16 protein-coding genes are annotated in these 16,389 nt (G+C 50.2%); 13 read left to right on the forward strand and 3 right to left on the reverse strand.

Annotated features, from left to right (window positions below; genetic code table 11):
- Positions 1–2: 2 nt before the first annotated feature.
- Positions 3–422 carry a D-ribose pyranase gene (gene rbsD / locus C1192_RS16820; protein ID WP_038355420.1) on the reverse strand — a complete coding sequence of 140 codons (420 nt, stop codon included), beginning with the start codon at positions 420–422 and terminating at the stop codon, positions 3–5.
- 167 nt (positions 423–589) lie between these two features.
- Positions 590–2,458: a low affinity potassium transporter Kup gene (gene kup / locus C1192_RS16825; RefSeq protein ID WP_038355419.1), complete on the reverse strand. Its 1,869-nt coding sequence runs from the start codon at positions 2,456–2,458 to the stop codon at positions 590–592.
- Positions 2,459–2,680: 222 nt separating this feature from the next.
- Here kup and ravA point away from each other — a divergent pair, with 222 nt between their 5' ends.
- Positions 2,681–4,177, forward strand: coding sequence for an ATPase RavA (gene ravA, locus C1192_RS16830; RefSeq protein WP_010377977.1), 1,497 nt, complete (start codon positions 2,681–2,683; stop codon positions 4,175–4,177).
- A complete protein-coding gene (gene viaA, locus C1192_RS16835; protein ID WP_038355418.1) occupies positions 4,171–5,622 on the forward strand; it encodes an ATPase RavA stimulator ViaA in 1,452 nt (483 codons plus the stop codon). The genes ravA and viaA overlap by 7 nt, the downstream gene beginning before the upstream one ends.
- 4 nt (positions 5,623–5,626) lie before the next feature.
- On the opposite strand, the gene asnA is transcribed toward viaA, so the two are convergent.
- The gene (asnA, locus tag C1192_RS16840; protein ID WP_000845139.1) at positions 5,627–6,619 is read right to left on the reverse strand and encodes an aspartate--ammonia ligase; all 993 of its coding nucleotides are present in this window, start codon (positions 6,617–6,619) and stop codon (positions 5,627–5,629) included.
- Between the two features lie 151 nt (positions 6,620–6,770).
- Here asnA and asnC point away from each other — a divergent pair, with 151 nt between their 5' ends.
- The 11 genes from asnC (at position 6,771) to atpG (ending at position 16,372) form a co-directional block, all read left to right on the forward strand.
- Positions 6,771–7,229 carry a transcriptional regulator AsnC gene (gene asnC / locus C1192_RS16845; RefSeq protein WP_000433019.1) on the forward strand — a complete coding sequence of 153 codons (459 nt, stop codon included), beginning with the start codon at positions 6,771–6,773 and terminating at the stop codon, positions 7,227–7,229.
- Positions 7,230–7,318: 89 nt separating this feature from the next.
- Positions 7,319–7,762: an FMN-binding protein MioC gene (gene mioC / locus C1192_RS16850; RefSeq protein ID WP_000763754.1), complete on the forward strand. Its 444-nt coding sequence runs from the start codon at positions 7,319–7,321 to the stop codon at positions 7,760–7,762.
- 378 nt (positions 7,763–8,140) lie between these two features.
- Positions 8,141–10,030, forward strand: a complete 1,890-nt coding sequence (gene mnmG, locus C1192_RS16855) for a tRNA uridine-5-carboxymethylaminomethyl(34) synthesis enzyme MnmG (RefSeq protein ID WP_001517417.1) — start codon at positions 8,141–8,143, stop codon at positions 10,028–10,030.
- Positions 10,031–10,093: 63 nt separating this feature from the next.
- On the forward strand, positions 10,094–10,717 hold the full coding sequence (rsmG, locus tag C1192_RS16860) for a 16S rRNA (guanine(527)-N(7))-methyltransferase RsmG (RefSeq protein ID WP_000932858.1): 624 nt from the start codon (positions 10,094–10,096) through the stop codon (positions 10,715–10,717).
- A 616-nt stretch (positions 10,718–11,333) separates the two neighbouring features.
- Positions 11,334–11,714, forward strand: a complete 381-nt coding sequence (gene atpI, locus C1192_RS16865; RefSeq protein ID WP_000116664.1) for a F0F1 ATP synthase subunit I — start codon at positions 11,334–11,336, stop codon at positions 11,712–11,714.
- Positions 11,715–11,722: 8 nt separating this feature from the next.
- Complete coding sequence (atpB, locus tag C1192_RS16870; protein ID WP_038355417.1) at positions 11,723–12,538, forward strand: F0F1 ATP synthase subunit A; 816 nt, start codon at positions 11,723–11,725, stop codon at positions 12,536–12,538.
- Positions 12,539–12,584: 46 nt separating this feature from the next.
- The gene (gene atpE, locus C1192_RS16875; protein ID WP_000429386.1) at positions 12,585–12,824 is read left to right on the forward strand and encodes a F0F1 ATP synthase subunit C; all 240 of its coding nucleotides are present in this window, start codon (positions 12,585–12,587) and stop codon (positions 12,822–12,824) included.
- 61 nt (positions 12,825–12,885) lie between these two features.
- The gene (atpF, locus tag C1192_RS16880; RefSeq protein WP_001052219.1) at positions 12,886–13,356 is read left to right on the forward strand and encodes a F0F1 ATP synthase subunit B; all 471 of its coding nucleotides are present in this window, start codon (positions 12,886–12,888) and stop codon (positions 13,354–13,356) included.
- 14 nt (positions 13,357–13,370) lie between these two features.
- Complete coding sequence (gene atpH, locus C1192_RS16885) at positions 13,371–13,904, forward strand: F0F1 ATP synthase subunit delta (protein WP_001288591.1); 534 nt, start codon at positions 13,371–13,373, stop codon at positions 13,902–13,904.
- A gap of 12 nt (positions 13,905–13,916) precedes the next feature.
- Positions 13,917–15,458 (forward strand): F0F1 ATP synthase subunit alpha, encoded by a 1,542-nt coding sequence (gene atpA, locus C1192_RS16890; protein WP_038355416.1) that lies wholly within the window; start codon positions 13,917–13,919, stop codon positions 15,456–15,458.
- A 50-nt stretch (positions 15,459–15,508) separates the two neighbouring features.
- Positions 15,509–16,372, forward strand: a complete 864-nt coding sequence (gene atpG / locus C1192_RS16895) for a F0F1 ATP synthase subunit gamma (RefSeq protein ID WP_038355415.1) — start codon at positions 15,509–15,511, stop codon at positions 16,370–16,372.
- The last annotated feature ends 17 nt before the right edge of the window (positions 16,373–16,389 follow it).

The raw sequence follows: 16,389 nt of genomic DNA on the forward strand, positions 1-16,389 counted from the left end.
CCTCAGAACGTCACGCCAGCACAGAGAATGATATTCGCATACGGGGAACACTCCCCGCTGCGAATTACCGCCTGACTGTTTGCGGTTTGTTGTTTGAATTGTTCATGCGTGATGTAACGAATTTCAATGAAATTTTCCTGGTGTTTTTGCAGCGTCTCAAGATGTGAGAGCAACGTTTCGTGGAGTTGCGGATTATGTTGTTTGATCTCTTCCGCGATAATGGCAGCCTCGACCTGCATTTCACTTGTGACGACGCCCAGCACCTGCATAAAAGAAGGTACGCCCTGGGTTAATGCCATATCGATACGCGTTGTACTTTTGGGGATAGGTAAACCAGCATCACACACCACCAGCGTATCGGTATGCCCCAGGCGGGAGATCACCGACGAAATACCTGAATTAAGAACGGCGCCTTTTTTCATTTTTTTCTCCATCAGCGAAACGTTTCGCTGACCCGCAGTTTAATCCCGTCTAATTAAGGAAAACCATCGCGACGTTGCAGAAATGTGATCAACATCGAAACGTTTTATATCGAGAGCAAACAATGAAAATAAAAACGCCCCCTTATGGAGAAAGGAGGCGTCTGGGGTTAGATCTCGACCTGTGTACCCAACTCGATAACCCGGTTTGGTGGGATTTCAAACTGATCCGGAGCGCGCAACGCATTACGTTGCAACAGCAAATACAGCTTGCCGCGCAAACGTAAGTACCACGGACGTTTGCCGAGGATCAGTGATTCATGTGACATAAAGAAGGACGTTTCCATCATTCGACAACTTAACCCTTCCAGACCACAGCGGTGGAAAACTTCTTCTACGTTTGGCGTTTCCCGCCAGCCGTAACTTGCCACCACGCGCCAGAAAGTAGGCGACAGTTGTTCAATCTGTACCCGACGGACGTTATGGACATATGGCGCGTCTTCAGTACGCAGAGTTAACAGAATAACCCGCTCGTGCAATACCTTGTTATGTTTGAGGTTATGCATTAGAGCAAAGGGAATGACATTGATTGCGCGCGACATATACACCGCAGTTCCGGGCACACGAACAGGCGGTGATTTCTCCAGCGAAGCAATCATCGCCTCCAGAGAGTTACCATGTTCATGCATCCGCCGCAGCAGGCGGAAACGCTCACTCTTCCAGGTGGTCATCACGATAAACATCACCGTACCGAGGCTCAATGGCAACCAGCCACCGGAGAGCAGTTTATCGAGGTTAGCGGTAAACAGTGGGATATCAACACACAAGAAGGCAATCAGAATCAGCGTAACAAAATACTTATTCCAGTGCCAGTTCTGGCGCGCCACGGTAGTTGAAAGAATAGACGTCAGTACCATAGTTCCGGTAACTGCAATCCCATATGCCGCCGCCAGGTTACTGGAGTGCTCAAAGCTGACTATCACAATCACGACTGCGACATAAAGCATCCAGTTCACAAATGGAATGTAGATTTGCCCCGATTCCATTTCAGAAGTGTGAATAATGCGCATCGGAGACAAATAGCCCAGACGTACCGCCTGGCGCGTCAATGAGAAGACACCAGAGATAACCGCCTGCGAGGCAATGACCGTTGCCAGTGCGGCGATGATCAGCAGCGGGATCAGCGCCCAGTCCGGTGCCAACAGAAAAAACGGGTTTTTAATCGCTTCCGGGTTCTTTAACAGCAGCGCCCCCTGACCGAAGTAGTTAAGGGTTAAAGAAGGCAGTACGACGGTAAACCATGCCAGGCGAATCGGGAACTTACCAAAGTGCCCCATATCAGCGTACAGCGCCTCAACACCGGTAATCGACAGAACCACCGCGCCTAACGCAATAAAGGAAACGGTTTTATATTCAAGGAAGAAATGCACCGCCCACATTGGGTTTAAGGCATGCAACACTTCTGGATTGGCAATAATGCTACGTAACCCAAGAGCTGCCAGAATCAAAAACCAGGTCAGCATAATCGGCGCAAAAAGCTTACCGACCATAGCAGTGCCATGTTTTTGAATCATAAACAGTAACGTGAGAACGATGATTGAGAGGGGAACAATCCAGGTGTCCAGTTGTGGGGCGACGATTTCCAGACCTTCGATGGCAGACATTACCGAAATGGCGGGTGTTATGACAACTTCACCATAGAAAAAGCTGCCGCCTATTAGCCCCATAATCACCAGAATTGAGGTCGTTCGCGCCGACGTATTGCGCCCGGCAAGCGACATCAGCGTCAGAATTCCCCCTTCACCGGCGTTATCTGCACGCATCACGAAGGTGAGATATTTTATGGAAACCACAAAGATTAGCAGCCAGAAGATCAGCGATAAAAAGCCAAACACGGCATCGCGTTCAACGCCAAAACCAAACTGGCCGGACAAACATTCACGAAGCGTATATAACGGGCTGGTACCAATATCGCCGTAGACAACTCCAATCGCCGCGAGGGTAATCGCGGGCAACGATTGCTTATTATCAGTGCTCATAGACTAGTCTTTCGTTGAAATATGAAATGTGTGCGTAGTCCCTTGGCCCACAAAAAAGCGTTCAGTATGCACGATTAACGGCAAAATCGTACTCCTAAATGCGGTCACATTAACCTGGCTCAAAGAAAAATAGCCCTCCTTTGAGACTATTTTTGCCACCATCAAGAAACGTCTATACTCGCAGTTTACGCAGAACTTTTGACGAAAGGACGCCACTTCATTATGGCTCACCCTCATTTATTAGCGGAAAGAATTTCCCGCCTGAGCAGTTCGCTGGAAAAGGGGCTTTATGAACGTAGCCACGCCATCCGCTTGTGTTTGTTAGCGGCATTAAGCGGCGAAAGCGTATTCCTGCTCGGCCCGCCAGGTATTGCCAAAAGTCTGATTGCCCGGCGTTTAAAATTCGCCTTTCAGAATGCTCGCGCGTTTGAATATCTGATGACCCGCTTCTCCACCCCGGAAGAAGTTTTTGGCCCGCTTTCCATTCAGGCGCTAAAAGATGAAGGCCGCTATGAGCGTTTAACCACCGGTTACCTGCCGGAAGCAGAAATCGTCTTTCTTGATGAGATCTGGAAAGCCGGGCCAGCGATTCTTAATACCCTACTGACCGCTATTAATGAACGCCACTTCCGCAACGGTGCACATGTCGAAAAAATTCCTATGCGCTTGCTGGTGGCGGCCTCCAACGAACTGCCGGAAGCAGACAGTAGCCTGGAAGCGTTATATGACCGTATGCTGATTCGTCTGTGGTTAGATAAAGTGCAGGATAAAGCGAATTTCCGCTCCATGTTGACTAGCCAACAGGATGAAAATGACAATCCCGTTCCTCCCTCTCTACAGGTTACAGATGAGGAATATGAACGCTGGCAGAAAGAGATTAGTGAAATTACGCTGCCCGATCATGTATTTGAGCTGATTTTTATGCTGCGCCAACAACTGGATAAATTGCCGGATGCCCCCTATATTTCCGATCGCCGCTGGAAAAAAGCGATCCGTTTACTGCAGGCCAGCGCCTTTTTTAGCGGTCGCAATGCGGTTGCCCCGATTGATCTGATCTTGCTGAAAGATTGCCTGTGGTATGACGCGCAAAGCCTGAATTTGATTCAACAACAAATTGATGTATTGATGACCGGTCACGCATGGCAACAGCAAGGGATGTTGACTCGCCTGGGCGCGATTGTGCAGCGTCGCCTGCAACTTCAGCAACAACAAAGCGATAAAACGGCTTTTACCGTGATTCGTCAGGGCGGTATGTTCAGCCGTCGCCCACAATATCAACTTCCAGCCGACGTTACCGCTTCCACGTTGACCCTGCTGCTGCAAAAACCATTAAAACTGCATGATATGGAAGTGGTTCATATCGCTTTTGAGCGTAGCGCACTGGAACAGTGGCTGAACAAAGGCGGTGAAATTCGCGGCAAATTAAATGGTATTGGTTTTGCCCAGAAGCTGAATATGGAAGTTGATAGCGCCCAACATCTTGTTGTCCGTGATGTCAGTTTGCAGGGTACGACACTGGCTCTCCCCGGCACATCTGCAGAAGGCCTGCCTGGCGAAATAAAACAACAACTGGAAGAGCTTGAAAGTGACTGGCGTAAACAACAAGTTTTATTCAGCGAACAGCAAAAATGTCTGTTTATCCATAGCGACTGGTTAGGTCGCATTGAAGCCAGCCTACAGGATGTCGGTGCCCAGATTCGCCAGGCGCAACAATGCTAACACTGGATACGCTTAATGTAATGCTGGCCGTCAGCGAAGAGGGATTGATCGAAGAGATGATCATCACGCTGTTGGCCTCGCCACAACTGGCTGTTTTCTTTGAAAAATTCCCACGCCTGAAGGCGGCAATCACTGATGATATTCCCCGCTGGCGTGAGGCGCTGCGCAGTCGGCTGAAAGATGCACGCGTCCCACAGGAACTCACTGAAGAGGTCATGTGCTATCAGCAAAGCCAACTTCTCTCCACACCGCAATTTATTGTGCAGTTACCGCAGATCCTGGACTTACTGCATCGACTAAATTCCCCATGGGCCGAACAAGCCCGGCAGTTGGTTGATGCCAACAGCACGATCACCCCAGCATTACACACGCTTTTTCTCCAACGTTGGCGCTTAAGTCTGATCGTGCAAGCGACGACGTTAAATCAACAATTATTAGAAGAAGAACGTGAACAACTGTTGAGCGAGGTTCAGGAACGCATGACGTTAAGCGGTCAACTTGAACCGGTTCTGGCGGAAAACAACACCGCAGCCGGTCGCCTGTGGGATATGAGCGCCGGTCAGCTCAAACGCGGCGACTATCAGTTAATTGTGAAATATGGTGAATTTCTTAACGAGCAGCCGGAGCTGAAACGTCTGGCAGAACAGTTAGGGCGTTCACGGGAAGCAAAATCGATCCCCCGCAACGATGCGCAGATGGAAACCTTCCGCACAATGGTACGCGAACCAGCGACCGTTCCTGAGCAGGTTGATGGCTTGCAGCAAAGCGATGATATTTTACGCCTTCTGCCGCCGGAACTGGCGACTCTGGGCATTACTGAACTGGAGTATGAATTTTACCGTCGGCTGGTGGAAAAACAGTTGCTCACTTATCGCCTGCACGGTGAATCATGGCGTGAAAAAGTTATCGAACGTCCGGTCGTCCATAAAGATTATGACGAACAGCCGCACGGGCCGTTTATTGTCTGCGTAGATACATCTGGCTCAATGGGCGGCTTTAATGAACAGTGCGCGAAAGCGTTCTGTCTGGCCTTGATGCGCATTGCCCTCGCTGAAAATAGGCGCTGCTTTATTATGTTATTTTCCACCGAGATCGTCCGTTATGAGCTTTCAGGCCCACAAGGCATCGAGCAAGCGATCCGTTTTTTAAGCCAGCAGTTTCGTGGCGGCACCGATCTTGCCAGTTGTTTTCGCGCCATTATGGAGCGCTTGCAAAGCCGGGAATGGTTTGACGCCGATGCGGTGGTGATTTCTGATTTTATCGCCCAACGGTTGCCTGACGACGTGACGAGTAAAGTAAAAGAGTTGCAGCGGGTACATCAGCATCGCTTTCATGCCGTGGCGATGTCGGCGCACGGCAAACCCGGCATCATGCGCATTTTCGATCATATCTGGCGCTTTGATACCGGGATGCGTAGCCGCCTGCTCAGACGCTGGCGGCGATAAGTCATTACAACAGAGAAGAGACGCTCTCGCGAACGGCCGCAGGCCATACGCCGCACTGAACCTGCCCAATATGTGGCAGTTGCAGCAACAACATGGTTAAACGAGACTGACCGATACCGCCGCCGATAGTCTGTGGCATTTCGCCGCGCAGCAGCGCCTGATGCCACTCCAGTTGCAGACGATCTTCATCACCGGTCAGCGCCAGTTGATGTTTCAACGTCTCGGCATCCACACGGATACCCATTGAAGAAAGCTCAAACGCATCTTCCAGTACGGGGTTCCACACCAGAATATCGCCGTTCAACCCCGCATATCCAAGCTCTGAAGGAGTACTCCAGTCATCATAATCCGGTGCGCGCACGTCGTGGCGGTGGCCATCGCTTAACTTGCCGCCAATTCCGACGAGGAATACCGCGCCAAGATCTTTCGCAATCGCCCGCTCACGCCCTTTGGCATCAAGATCCGGATAACGGGACAGTAATTCCTGACTATGTACAAAGTGGATCTGATCCGGCAGGAACGGTGCCAAGCCAAACTCTTTGCTAACTGCGGCTTCGGTCGCTTTAATTCCCGCCCAGATCGCCTCTACCGTGCTTTTCAGAGTGGAGAATTGGCGCTCACCGTCGCCCATTACGCGTTCCCAATCCCACTGATCAACATAGACCGAGTGCAACGGGGAAAGACGGTCTTCATCGGGGCGAAGGGCTTTCATGTGCGTGTAAAGCCCTTCGCCCACACTGAAGTCGTGTTGCCCTAATGTCTGACGTTTCCACTTCGCCAGTGAATGAACCACTTCGAACTGGGCGTCAGGCAGCGCTTTCACTTTTACCTGCACCGCTTTTTCACAGCCCGACAAGTTATCCTGCGTGCCATCCCCCACACGGCTAAGGATTGGCGCCTGGACTTCAATCAGCCCTAAGCGTTCTTCCAGTTGACGAGAAAAGTGAGATTTCACGAAGCTAATTTGACGTTGTTTGGCAATGTAAGCGGTTTTCATTTTTTATACTCCTGCGTCCTGTTGCTTATGATTAAGCAACAAAAACCGGCACACATGCAATAATCATTCAATAAAAAGCCTTGCTTACTTTTGATTCATTAAAAATTAAGGCTAAAATAGACTGAATCATTAATATTCATAAGAAAAATCTATGGAAAATTATCAAATCGACAATCTGGACCGCGGCATTCTGGAAGCATTAATGGGCAATGCGCGTACCGCTTACGCCGAACTGGCGAAACAATTTGGCGTCAGTCCGGGAACGATCCACGTTCGCGTAGAGAAAATGAAGCAGGCAGGGATTATTACTGGTGCTCGGATTGATGTTAGCCCGAAACAGCTCGGTTATGACGTAGGCTGCTTTATCGGCATTATATTGAAGAGCGCCAAAGACTATCCTTCCGCGCTGGCAAAACTGGAAAGCCTTGATGAAGTAACTGAAGCCTATTACACCACCGGCCACTACAGCATCTTTATTAAGGTAATGTGCCGCTCGATCGACGCTCTCCAGCATGTACTTATCAACAAGATCCAAACAATTGATGAAATTCAGTCCACTGAAACTCTGATCGTACTGCAGAACCCGATCATGCGTACTATCAAGCCATGATCGACTTTTTTAATCCCATACTTTTCCACAGGTAGATCCCAAAGCGTTCACAGCATACAATACGCCACTCTTAAAAAAGGTGGCGGTTTATGGCAGATATTACTCTTATCAGCGGCAGCACCCTCGGTGGTGCCGAATATGTGGCAGAACACCTGGCTGAAAAGCTGGAAGAGGCAGGTTTTACCACCGAAACGCTGCACGGCCCGTTGTTAGAAGAGTTATCTACCTCTGGGATCTGGCTGGTTATCAGTTCTACCCACGGTGCCGGAGACATTCCGGACAACCTCTCTCCTTTCTATGAAGCATTGCTGGAACAAAAAACCGATCTTTCTGCGGTACGCTTTGGCGCAATCGGCATTGGTAGTCGTGAATACGACACTTTTTGTGGTGCTATCGATAAACTCGATGCTGAACTCAAAAATTCCGGTGCGAAACAGATTGGCGAAACACTGAAGATCAACATCCTTGATCATGACATTCCGGAAGATCCGGCAGAAGAATGGCTGGGATCGTGGGTTAATTTACTCAAATAACTATACAGATCGTGCGATCTACTGTGGATAACTCTGGTAGGAAGCTTGGATCAACCGGTAGTTATCCAAAGAACAACTGTTGTTCAGTTTTTGAGTTGTGTATAACTCCTCATTCTGATCCCAGCTTATACTGACCAGGATCACCGATCATTCACAGCTAATGATCCTCAGCAGGTCATTGATCTAAAAAGCTAGATCCTTGTTATCCACAGACCAGGTCGATCCTAATAAGAGATCACAATAGAACAGATCTCTAAATAAAAAGATCTTCTTTTTAATACTCAGGCTCCCAGGTCTTTCTCAAGCCGTCAAAGTTGAGTAGAATCCACGGCCCGGGCTTCAATCCATTTTCATACCGCGTTATGCGAGGCAATCACCATGTTTTATCCGGATCCTTTTGACGTCATCATCATTGGCGGGGGTCATGCAGGCACCGAGGCAGCGATGGCCGCGGCGCGTATGGGTCAACAGACTCTGCTTTTGACACACAATATCGACACTCTGGGGCAGATGAGCTGCAACCCGGCGATCGGCGGTATTGGGAAGGGACATCTGGTAAAAGAAGTGGATGCACTCGGCGGTCTGATGGCAAAAGCGATCGACCATGCAGGTATTCAGTTTAGGATACTAAACGCCAGCAAGGGGCCAGCGGTTCGGGCTACCCGGGCACAGGCGGATCGCGTGCTCTATCGTCAAGCGGTACGTACTGCTTTGGAGAATCAACCGAACCTGATGATCTTCCAGCAGGCGGTTGAAGATCTTATTGTCGAAAACGATCGCGTGGTCGGCGCTGTTACCCAAATGGGCCTGAAATTCCGTGCCAAAGCTGTCGTTCTTACTGTCGGGACTTTCCTTGACGGTAAGATTCATATCGGTCTGGATAATTACAGCGGTGGTCGTGCTGGCGATCCTCCATCCATTCCGCTCTCGCGCCGTTTACGTGAACTTCCGCTGCGTGTTGGTCGTCTGAAAACCGGGACACCGCCGCGTATTGATGCGCGTACCATCGACTTTAGCGTCCTTGCACAACAGCATGGCGATAACCCGATGCCGGTGTTCTCGTTTATGGGCAATGCGGCCCAGCATCCACAGCAGGTGCCGTGCTACATCACCCATACCAACGAAAAAACGCATGACGTGATCCGCAGTAACCTCGATCGCAGTCCGATGTATGCCGGAGTGATCGAAGGTGTCGGCCCACGCTACTGTCCGTCGATCGAAGACAAAGTCATGCGCTTTGCTGACAGAAACCAGCATCAGATCTTCCTTGAGCCAGAAGGGTTAACGTCTAACGAAATTTATCCGAACGGTATCTCCACCAGCCTGCCGTTCGATGTGCAGATGCAAATCGTCCGCTCCATGCAGGGGATGGAAAACGCGAAGATCGTGCGTCCGGGTTATGCCATTGAATATGACTTCTTCGATCCGCGTGACCTGAAACCTACGCTGGAGAGCAAGTTTATCCAGGGGCTGTTCTTTGCCGGTCAAATTAATGGCACTACAGGTTACGAAGAAGCGGCGGCGCAAGGTTTGCTGGCCGGTCTTAACGCCGCTCGCCTGTCTGCAGACAAAGAAGGCTGGGCACCGGCGCGCTCCCAGGCGTACCTCGGCGTACTGGTAGATGACCTCTGCACACTGGGTACTAAAGAACCGTATCGTATGTTTACCTCTCGTGCGGAATATCGTCTGATGCTGCGCGAAGATAACGCCGACCTGCGTCTGACTGAAATCGGACGTGAGCTGGGGCTGGTTGACGATGAACGTTGGGCGCGCTTTAACGAGAAACTCGAAAATATCGAGCGTGAGCGTCAGCGTCTGAAATCCACTTGGGTAACCCCGTCGGCGGAAGCTGCTGCCGAAGTGAATGCTCACCTGACTGCGCCGCTTTCCCGTGAAGCCAGTGGTGAAGATCTGTTGCGTCGTCCGGAAATGACCTATGAAAAATTAACCTCGCTGACGCCGTTTGCCCCTGCGTTGACAGACGAGCAGGCGGCGGAACAGGTTGAGATTCAGGTTAAATATGAGGGTTATATTGCGCGCCAACAGGATGAGATCGAAAAACAGCAGCGTAACGAGAACACACTGCTGCCTGCGACACTGGATTACCGCCAGGTATCCGGTCTGTCTAACGAAGTGATCGCTAAACTCAACGATCACAAACCGGCCTCTATTGGTCAGGCTTCGCGTATTTCTGGCGTCACGCCTGCGGCCATCTCCATTCTGCTGGTGTGGCTGAAAAAACAAGGTATGCTGCGTCGTAGCGCATAACGCATTAAAAATGCCTGGTAAGCACCCGCTTACCGGGCAACGCATCAAGAACAGGTAATCACCGTGCTCAACAAACTCTCTTCACTGCTGAAAGACGCAGGAATTTCGCTTACCGATCACCAGAAAAATCAGCTTATTGCCTACGTAAATATGCTGCATAAATGGAATAAGGCGTACAACCTGACTTCGGTCCGCGATCCTAATGAGATGCTGGTACGCCATATTCTCGACAGCATTGTCGTGGCACCGTATCTGCAAGGTGAACGTTTTATCGATGTCGGTACAGGACCGGGTCTGCCAGGTATTCCACTCTCTATTGTGCGTCCTGAGGCCCACTTCACGTTGCTGGATAGCCTCGGTAAACGCGTGCGCTTCCTTCGTCAGGTGCAACATGAGTTAAAACTGGAGAACATTGAGCCAGTACAGAGTAGGGTAGAAGAGTTTCCGTCAGAGCCACCGTTTGATGGTGTGATTAGCCGTGCTTTTGCCTCTCTGAACGATATGGTGAGCTGGTGCCATCATCTTCCTGGTGAACAAGGTCGTTTTTATGCGCTGAAAGGCCAAATGCCAGAAGATGAAATGGCCCTGCTACCAGCAGAATATCAGGTTGAATCAGTGGTTAAACTTCAGGTTCCGGCTCTGGATGGCGAACGTCATCTGGTGGTGATTAAAGCAAATAAAATTTAATTTTTATCAAAAAAATCATAAAAAATTAATCGGTTTGACTGTTAACAACAACCGGGTTTTTTACTGATATAACTGGTTACATTTAACGCCACGTTCACGATTTTGATTCAATACTGTAACGTGGCTTTTTTTGATAAGCAGAAAATAAGTCATTAGTGAAAATATCAGCCGGCTAAAAATTGGCGCTAAGAAGCATAACTTGCTGTTAAAATATTATTAAGAATGTCAATGGCTGGTTTTTGTTATGTAAATGTCATTTATGAAAACAGTATCTGTTTTTAGACTGAAATATCAGAAGCTTGCAATGGCATCATTTGCCAAGTAAATAAATATGCTGTGCGCGAACATGCGCGATATGTGATCTGAAGCACGCTTTATCACCAGTGTTTACGCGTTATTTACAGTTTTTCATGATCTGACATGGTTAGCAGAAAAGTCGCAATTGTATGCACTGGAAAAATATTTAAACATTTATTCACCTTTTGGCTACTTATTGTTTGAAATCACGGGGGCGCACCGTATAATTTGACCGCTTTTTGATGCTTGACTCTAAGCCTTAAAGAAAGTTTTATACGACACGCGGCATACCTCGAAGGGAGCAGGAGTGAAAAACGTGATGTCTGTGTCGCTCTTGAGTCGAAACGTTGCTCGGAAGCTTCTGCTCGTTCAGTTACTGGTGGTGATAGCAAGTGGATTGCTGTTCAGCCTCAAAGACCCCTTCTGGGGCGTCTCTGCGTTAAGCGGGGGCCTGGCAGTCTTTCTGCCTAACGTTTTGTTTATGATATTTGCCTGGCGTCACCAGGCGCATACACCAGCGAAAGGCCGGGTAGCCTGGACATTCGCTTTAGGCGAAGCTTTCAAAGTTCTGGCAATGTTGGTGTTACTGGTGGTGGCGTTGGCGGTTTTAAAGGCGGTATTCTTGCCGCTGATCGTTACGTGGGTTTTGGTGCTGGTGGTTCAGATACTGGCGCCGGCTGTAATTAACAACAAAGGGTAAAAGGCATCATGGCTTCAGAAAATATGACGCCGCAGGATTACATAGGACACCACCTGAATAACCTTCAGCTGGACCTGCGTACATTCTCGCTGGTGGATCCGCATAACCCCCCAGCCACCTTCTGGACAATTAATATTGACTCCATGTTCTTCTCGGTGGTGCTGGGTCTGTTGTTCCTGGTTTTATTCCGTAGCGTAGCCAAAAAGGCAACCAGCGGCGTACCAGGTAAGTTTCAGACCGCGATTGAGCTGGTAATCGGCTTTGTTAATGGTAGCGTGAAAGACATGTACCATGGCAAAAGTAAGCTGATTGCTCCGCTGGCCCTGACGATTTTTGTCTGGGTGTTCCTGATGAACCTGATGGACTTACTGCCTATCGATCTGCTGCCGTACATTGCTGAACATGTACTGGGGCTGCCTGCTCTGCGTGTGGTTCCGTCTGCTGACGTGAACGTAACGCTGTCTATGGCACTGGGCGTATTTATCCTGATTCTGTTCTACAGCATCAAAATGAAAGGCATCGGCGGCTTCACGAAAGAGTTGACGCTGCAGCCGTTCAATCACTGGGCGTTCATTCCTGTCAACTTAATCCTTGAAGGGGTAAGCCTGCTGTCCAAACCTGTTTCACTCGGTTTGCGACTGTTCGGTAACATGTACGCGGGTGAGCTGATTTTCATTCTGATTGCTGGTCTGTTGCCGTGGTGGTCACAGTGGTTCCTGAATGTGCCGTGGGCCATTTTCCACATCCTGATTATTACGCTGCAAGCCTTCATCTTCATGGTTCTGACGATCGTCTATCTGTCGATGGCGTCTGAAGAACATTAATTTACCAACACTATTACGTTTTAACTGAAACAAACTGGAGACTGTCATGGAAAACCTGAATATGGATCTGCTGTACATGGCTGCCGCTGTGATGATGGGTCTGGCGGCAATCGGTGCTGCGATCGGTATCGGCATCCTCGGGGGTAAATTCCTGGAAGGCGCAGCGCGTCAACCGGATCTGATTCCACTGCTGCGTACTCAGTTCTTTATCGTTATGGGTCTGGTGGATGCTATCCCGATGATCGCTGTAGGTCTGGGTCTGTACGTGATGTTCGCTGTCGCGTAGTAAGCGTTGCTTTTATTTAAAGAGCAATATCAGAACGTTAACTAAATAGAGGCATTGTGCTGTGAATCTTAACGCAACAATCCTCGGCCAGGCCATCGCGTTTGTCCTGTTCGTTCTGTTCTGCATGAAGTACGTATGGCCGCCATTAATGGCTGCCATCGAAAAACGTCAAAAAGAAATTGCTGACGGTCTTGCTTCCGCAGAACGAGCACACAAGGACCTTGACCTTGCAAAGGCCAGCGCGACCGACCAGCTGAAAAAAGCGAAAGCGGAAGCCCAGGTAATCATCGAGCAGGCGAACAAACGTCGCTCTCAGATTCTGGACGAAGCTAAAGCTGAGGCAGAACAGGAACGTACTAAAATCGTGGCTCAGGCGCAGGCGGAAATTGAAGCCGAGCGTAAACGTGCCCGTGAAGAGCTGCGTAAGCAAGTTGCTATCCTGGCTGTTGCTGGCGCCGAGAAGATCATCGAACGTTCCGTGGATGAAGCTGCTAACAGCGACATCGTGGATAAACTTGTCGCTGAACTGTAAGGAGGGAGGGGCTGATGTCTGAATTTATTACGGTAGCTCGCCCCTACGCCAAAGCAGCTTTTGACTTTGCCGTCGAACACCAAAGTGTAGAACGCTGGCAGGACATGCTGGCGTTTGCCGCCGAGGTAACCAAAAACGAACAGATGGCAGAGCTTCTGTCTGGTGCACTGGCACCAGAAACGCTCGCCGGGTCGTTTATCGCAGTTTGTGGTGAGCAACTGGACGAAAACGGTCAGAACCTGATTCGGGTTATGGCTGAAAATGGTCGTCTTAACGCGCTCCCGGATGTTCTGGAGCAGTTTATTCACCTGCGTGCTGTGAGTGAGGCTACCGCTGAGGTAGACGTCATTTCCGCTGCCGCGCTGAGTGAACAACAGCTCGCGAAAATTTCTGCTGCGATGGAAAAACGTCTGTCACGCAAAGTTAAGCTGAATTGCAAAATCGATAAGTCTGTAATGGCAGGCGTTATCATCCGAGCGGGTGATATGGTCATTGATGGCAGCGTACGCGGTCGTCTTGAGCGCCTTGCAGACGTCTTGCAGTCTTAAGGGGACTGGAGCATGCAACTGAATTCCACCGAAATCAGCGAACTGATCAAGCAGCGCATTGCTCAGTTCAATGTTGTGAGTGAAGCTCACAACGAAGGTACTATTGTTTCTGTAAGTGACGGTGTTATCCGCATCCACGGCCTGGCCGATTGTATGCAGGGTGAAATGATCTCCCTGCCGGGTAACCGTTACGCTATCGCACTGAACCTCGAGCACGACTCTGTAGGTGCGGTTGTTATGGGCCCGTACGCTGACCTTGCCGAAGGCATGAAAGTTAAGTGTACTGGCCGTATCCTGGAAGTTCCGGTTGGCCGTGGCCTGCTGGGCCGTGTGGTTAACACTCTGGGTGCGCCAATCGACGGTAAAGGTCCGCTGGATCACGACGGCTTCTCTGCTGTAGAAGCTATCGCTCCGGGCGTTATCGAACGTCAGTCCGTAGATCAGCCGGTACAGACTGGTTATAAAGCTGTTGACTCCATGATCCCAATCGGTCGTGGTCAGCGTGAATTGATCATCGGTGACCGTCAGACCGGTAAAACCGCACTGGCTATCGATGCCATCATCAACCAGCGCGATTCCGGTATCAAATGTATCTATGTTGCTATCGGTCAGAAAGCGTCCACCATTTCTAACGTGGTACGTAAACTGGAAGAGCACGGCGCACTGGCTAACACCATCGTTGTGGTAGCAACCGCGTCTGAATCCGCTGCACTGCAATACCTGGCACCGTATGCGGGTTGCGCAATGGGCGAATACTTCCGTGACCGTGGTGAAGATGCGCTGATCATTTACGATGACCTGTCTAAACAGGCTGTTGCTTACCGTCAGATCTCCCTGCTGCTCCGTCGTCCGCCAGGACGTGAAGCATTCCCGGGTGACGTATTCTACCTCCACTCTCGTCTGCTGGAGCGTGCTGCGCGTGTTAACGCCGAATACGTTGAAGCTTTCACCAAAGGTGAAGTGAAAGGGAAAACCGGTTCTCTGACCGCGCTGCCGATTATCGAAACTCAGGCTGGTGACGTTTCTGCGTTCGTTCCGACCAACGTAATCTCTATTACCGATGGTCAGATCTTCCTGGAAACCAACCTGTTCAACGCCGGTATTCGTCCTGCGGTTAACCCGGGTATCTCCGTATCCCGTGTTGGTGGGGCAGCACAGACCAAGATCATGAAAAAACTGTCCGGTGGTATCCGTACCGCTCTGGCGCAGTATCGTGAACTGGCAGCGTTCTCTCAGTTTGCATCCGACCTTGACGATGCAACGCGTAAGCAGCTTGACCACGGTCAGAAAGTGACCGAACTGCTGAAACAGAAACAGTATGCGCCGATGTCCGTTGCGCAGCAGTCTCTGGTTCTGTTCGCAGCAGAACGTGGTTACCTGGCGGATGTTGAACTGTCGAAAATCGGCAGCTTCGAAGCCGCTCTGCTGGCTTACGTCGACCGTGATCACGCTCCGTTGATGCAAGAGATCAACCAGACCGGTGGCTACAACGACGAAATCGAAGGCAAGCTGAAAGGCATCCTCGATTCCTTCAAAGCAACCCAATCCTGGTAACGTCTGGCGGCTTGCCTTAGGGCAGGCCGCAAGGCATTGAGGAGAAGCTCATGGCCGGCGCAAAAGAGATACGTAGTAAGATCGCAAGCGTCCAGAACACGCAAAAGATCACTAAAGCGATGGAGATGGTCGCCGCTTCCAAAATGCGTAAATCGCAGGATCGCATGGCGGCCAGCCGTCCTTATGCAGAAACCATGCGCAAAGTGATTGGTCACCTTGCACACGGTAATCTGGAATATAAGCACCCATACCTGGAAGATCGCGACGTTAAACGCGTGGGCTACCTGGTGGTGTCGACCGACCGTGGTTTGTGCGGTGGTTTGAACATTAACCTGTTCAAAAAACTGCTGGCGGAAATGAAGACCTGGACCGACAAAGGCGTTCAATGCGACCTCGCAATGATCGGCTCGAAAGGTGTGTCGTTCTTCAACTCCGTGGGCGGCAATGTTGTTGCCCAGGTTACAGGTATGGGGGATAACCCTTCCCTGTCCGAACTGATCGGTCCGGTAAAAGTGATGTTGCAGGCCTACGACGAAGGCCGTCTGGACAAGCTTTACATTGTCAGCAACAAATTTATTAACACCATGTCTCAGGTTCCGACTATCAGCCAACTGCTGCCGTTACCGGAGTCAGATGATGATGATCTGAAACATAAATCCTGGGATTACCTGTACGAACCCGATCCGAAGGCGTTGCTGGATACCCTGCTGCGTCGTTATGTCGAATCTCAGGTTTATCAGGGCGTGGTTGAAAACCTGGCCAGCGAGCAGGCCGCCCGTATGGTGGCGATGAAAGCCGCGACCGACAATGGCGGCAGCCTGATTAAAGAGCTGCAGTTGGTATACAACAAAGCTCGTCAGGCCAGCATTACTCAGGAACTCACCGAGATCGTCTCGGGGGCCGCCGCGGTTTAAACAGGTTATTTCGTAGA

The organism is Escherichia marmotae (assembly GCF_002900365.1).
Lineage (GTDB): Bacteria > Pseudomonadota > Gammaproteobacteria > Enterobacterales > Enterobacteriaceae > Escherichia > Escherichia marmotae.

Coding starts and splice junctions, on each gene's coding strand:
- asnA (WP_000845139.1), bottom strand. CDS start 6,619: ATGAAAACCGCTTACATTGCCAAACAACGTCAAATTAGCTTCGTGAAA.
- atpH (WP_001288591.1), top strand. CDS start 13,371: ATGTCTGAATTTATTACGGTAGCTCGCCCCTACGCCAAAGCAGCTTTT.
- viaA (WP_038355418.1), top strand. CDS start 4,171: ATGCTAACACTGGATACGCTTAATGTAATGCTGGCCGTCAGCGAAGAG.
- asnC (WP_000433019.1), top strand. CDS start 6,771: ATGGAAAATTATCAAATCGACAATCTGGACCGCGGCATTCTGGAAGCA.
- ravA (WP_010377977.1), top strand. CDS start 2,681: ATGGCTCACCCTCATTTATTAGCGGAAAGAATTTCCCGCCTGAGCAGT.
- atpA (WP_038355416.1), top strand. CDS start 13,917: ATGCAACTGAATTCCACCGAAATCAGCGAACTGATCAAGCAGCGCATT.
- atpG (WP_038355415.1), top strand. CDS start 15,509: ATGGCCGGCGCAAAAGAGATACGTAGTAAGATCGCAAGCGTCCAGAAC.
- rbsD (WP_038355420.1), bottom strand. CDS start 422: ATGAAAAAAGGCGCCGTTCTTAATTCAGGTATTTCGTCGGTGATCTCC.
- atpE (WP_000429386.1), top strand. CDS start 12,585: ATGGAAAACCTGAATATGGATCTGCTGTACATGGCTGCCGCTGTGATG.
- atpI (WP_000116664.1), top strand. CDS start 11,334: ATGTCTGTGTCGCTCTTGAGTCGAAACGTTGCTCGGAAGCTTCTGCTC.
- kup (WP_038355419.1), bottom strand. CDS start 2,458: ATGAGCACTGATAATAAGCAATCGTTGCCCGCGATTACCCTCGCGGCG.
- atpB (WP_038355417.1), top strand. CDS start 11,723: ATGGCTTCAGAAAATATGACGCCGCAGGATTACATAGGACACCACCTG.
- mnmG (WP_001517417.1), top strand. CDS start 8,141: ATGTTTTATCCGGATCCTTTTGACGTCATCATCATTGGCGGGGGTCAT.
- mioC (WP_000763754.1), top strand. CDS start 7,319: ATGGCAGATATTACTCTTATCAGCGGCAGCACCCTCGGTGGTGCCGAA.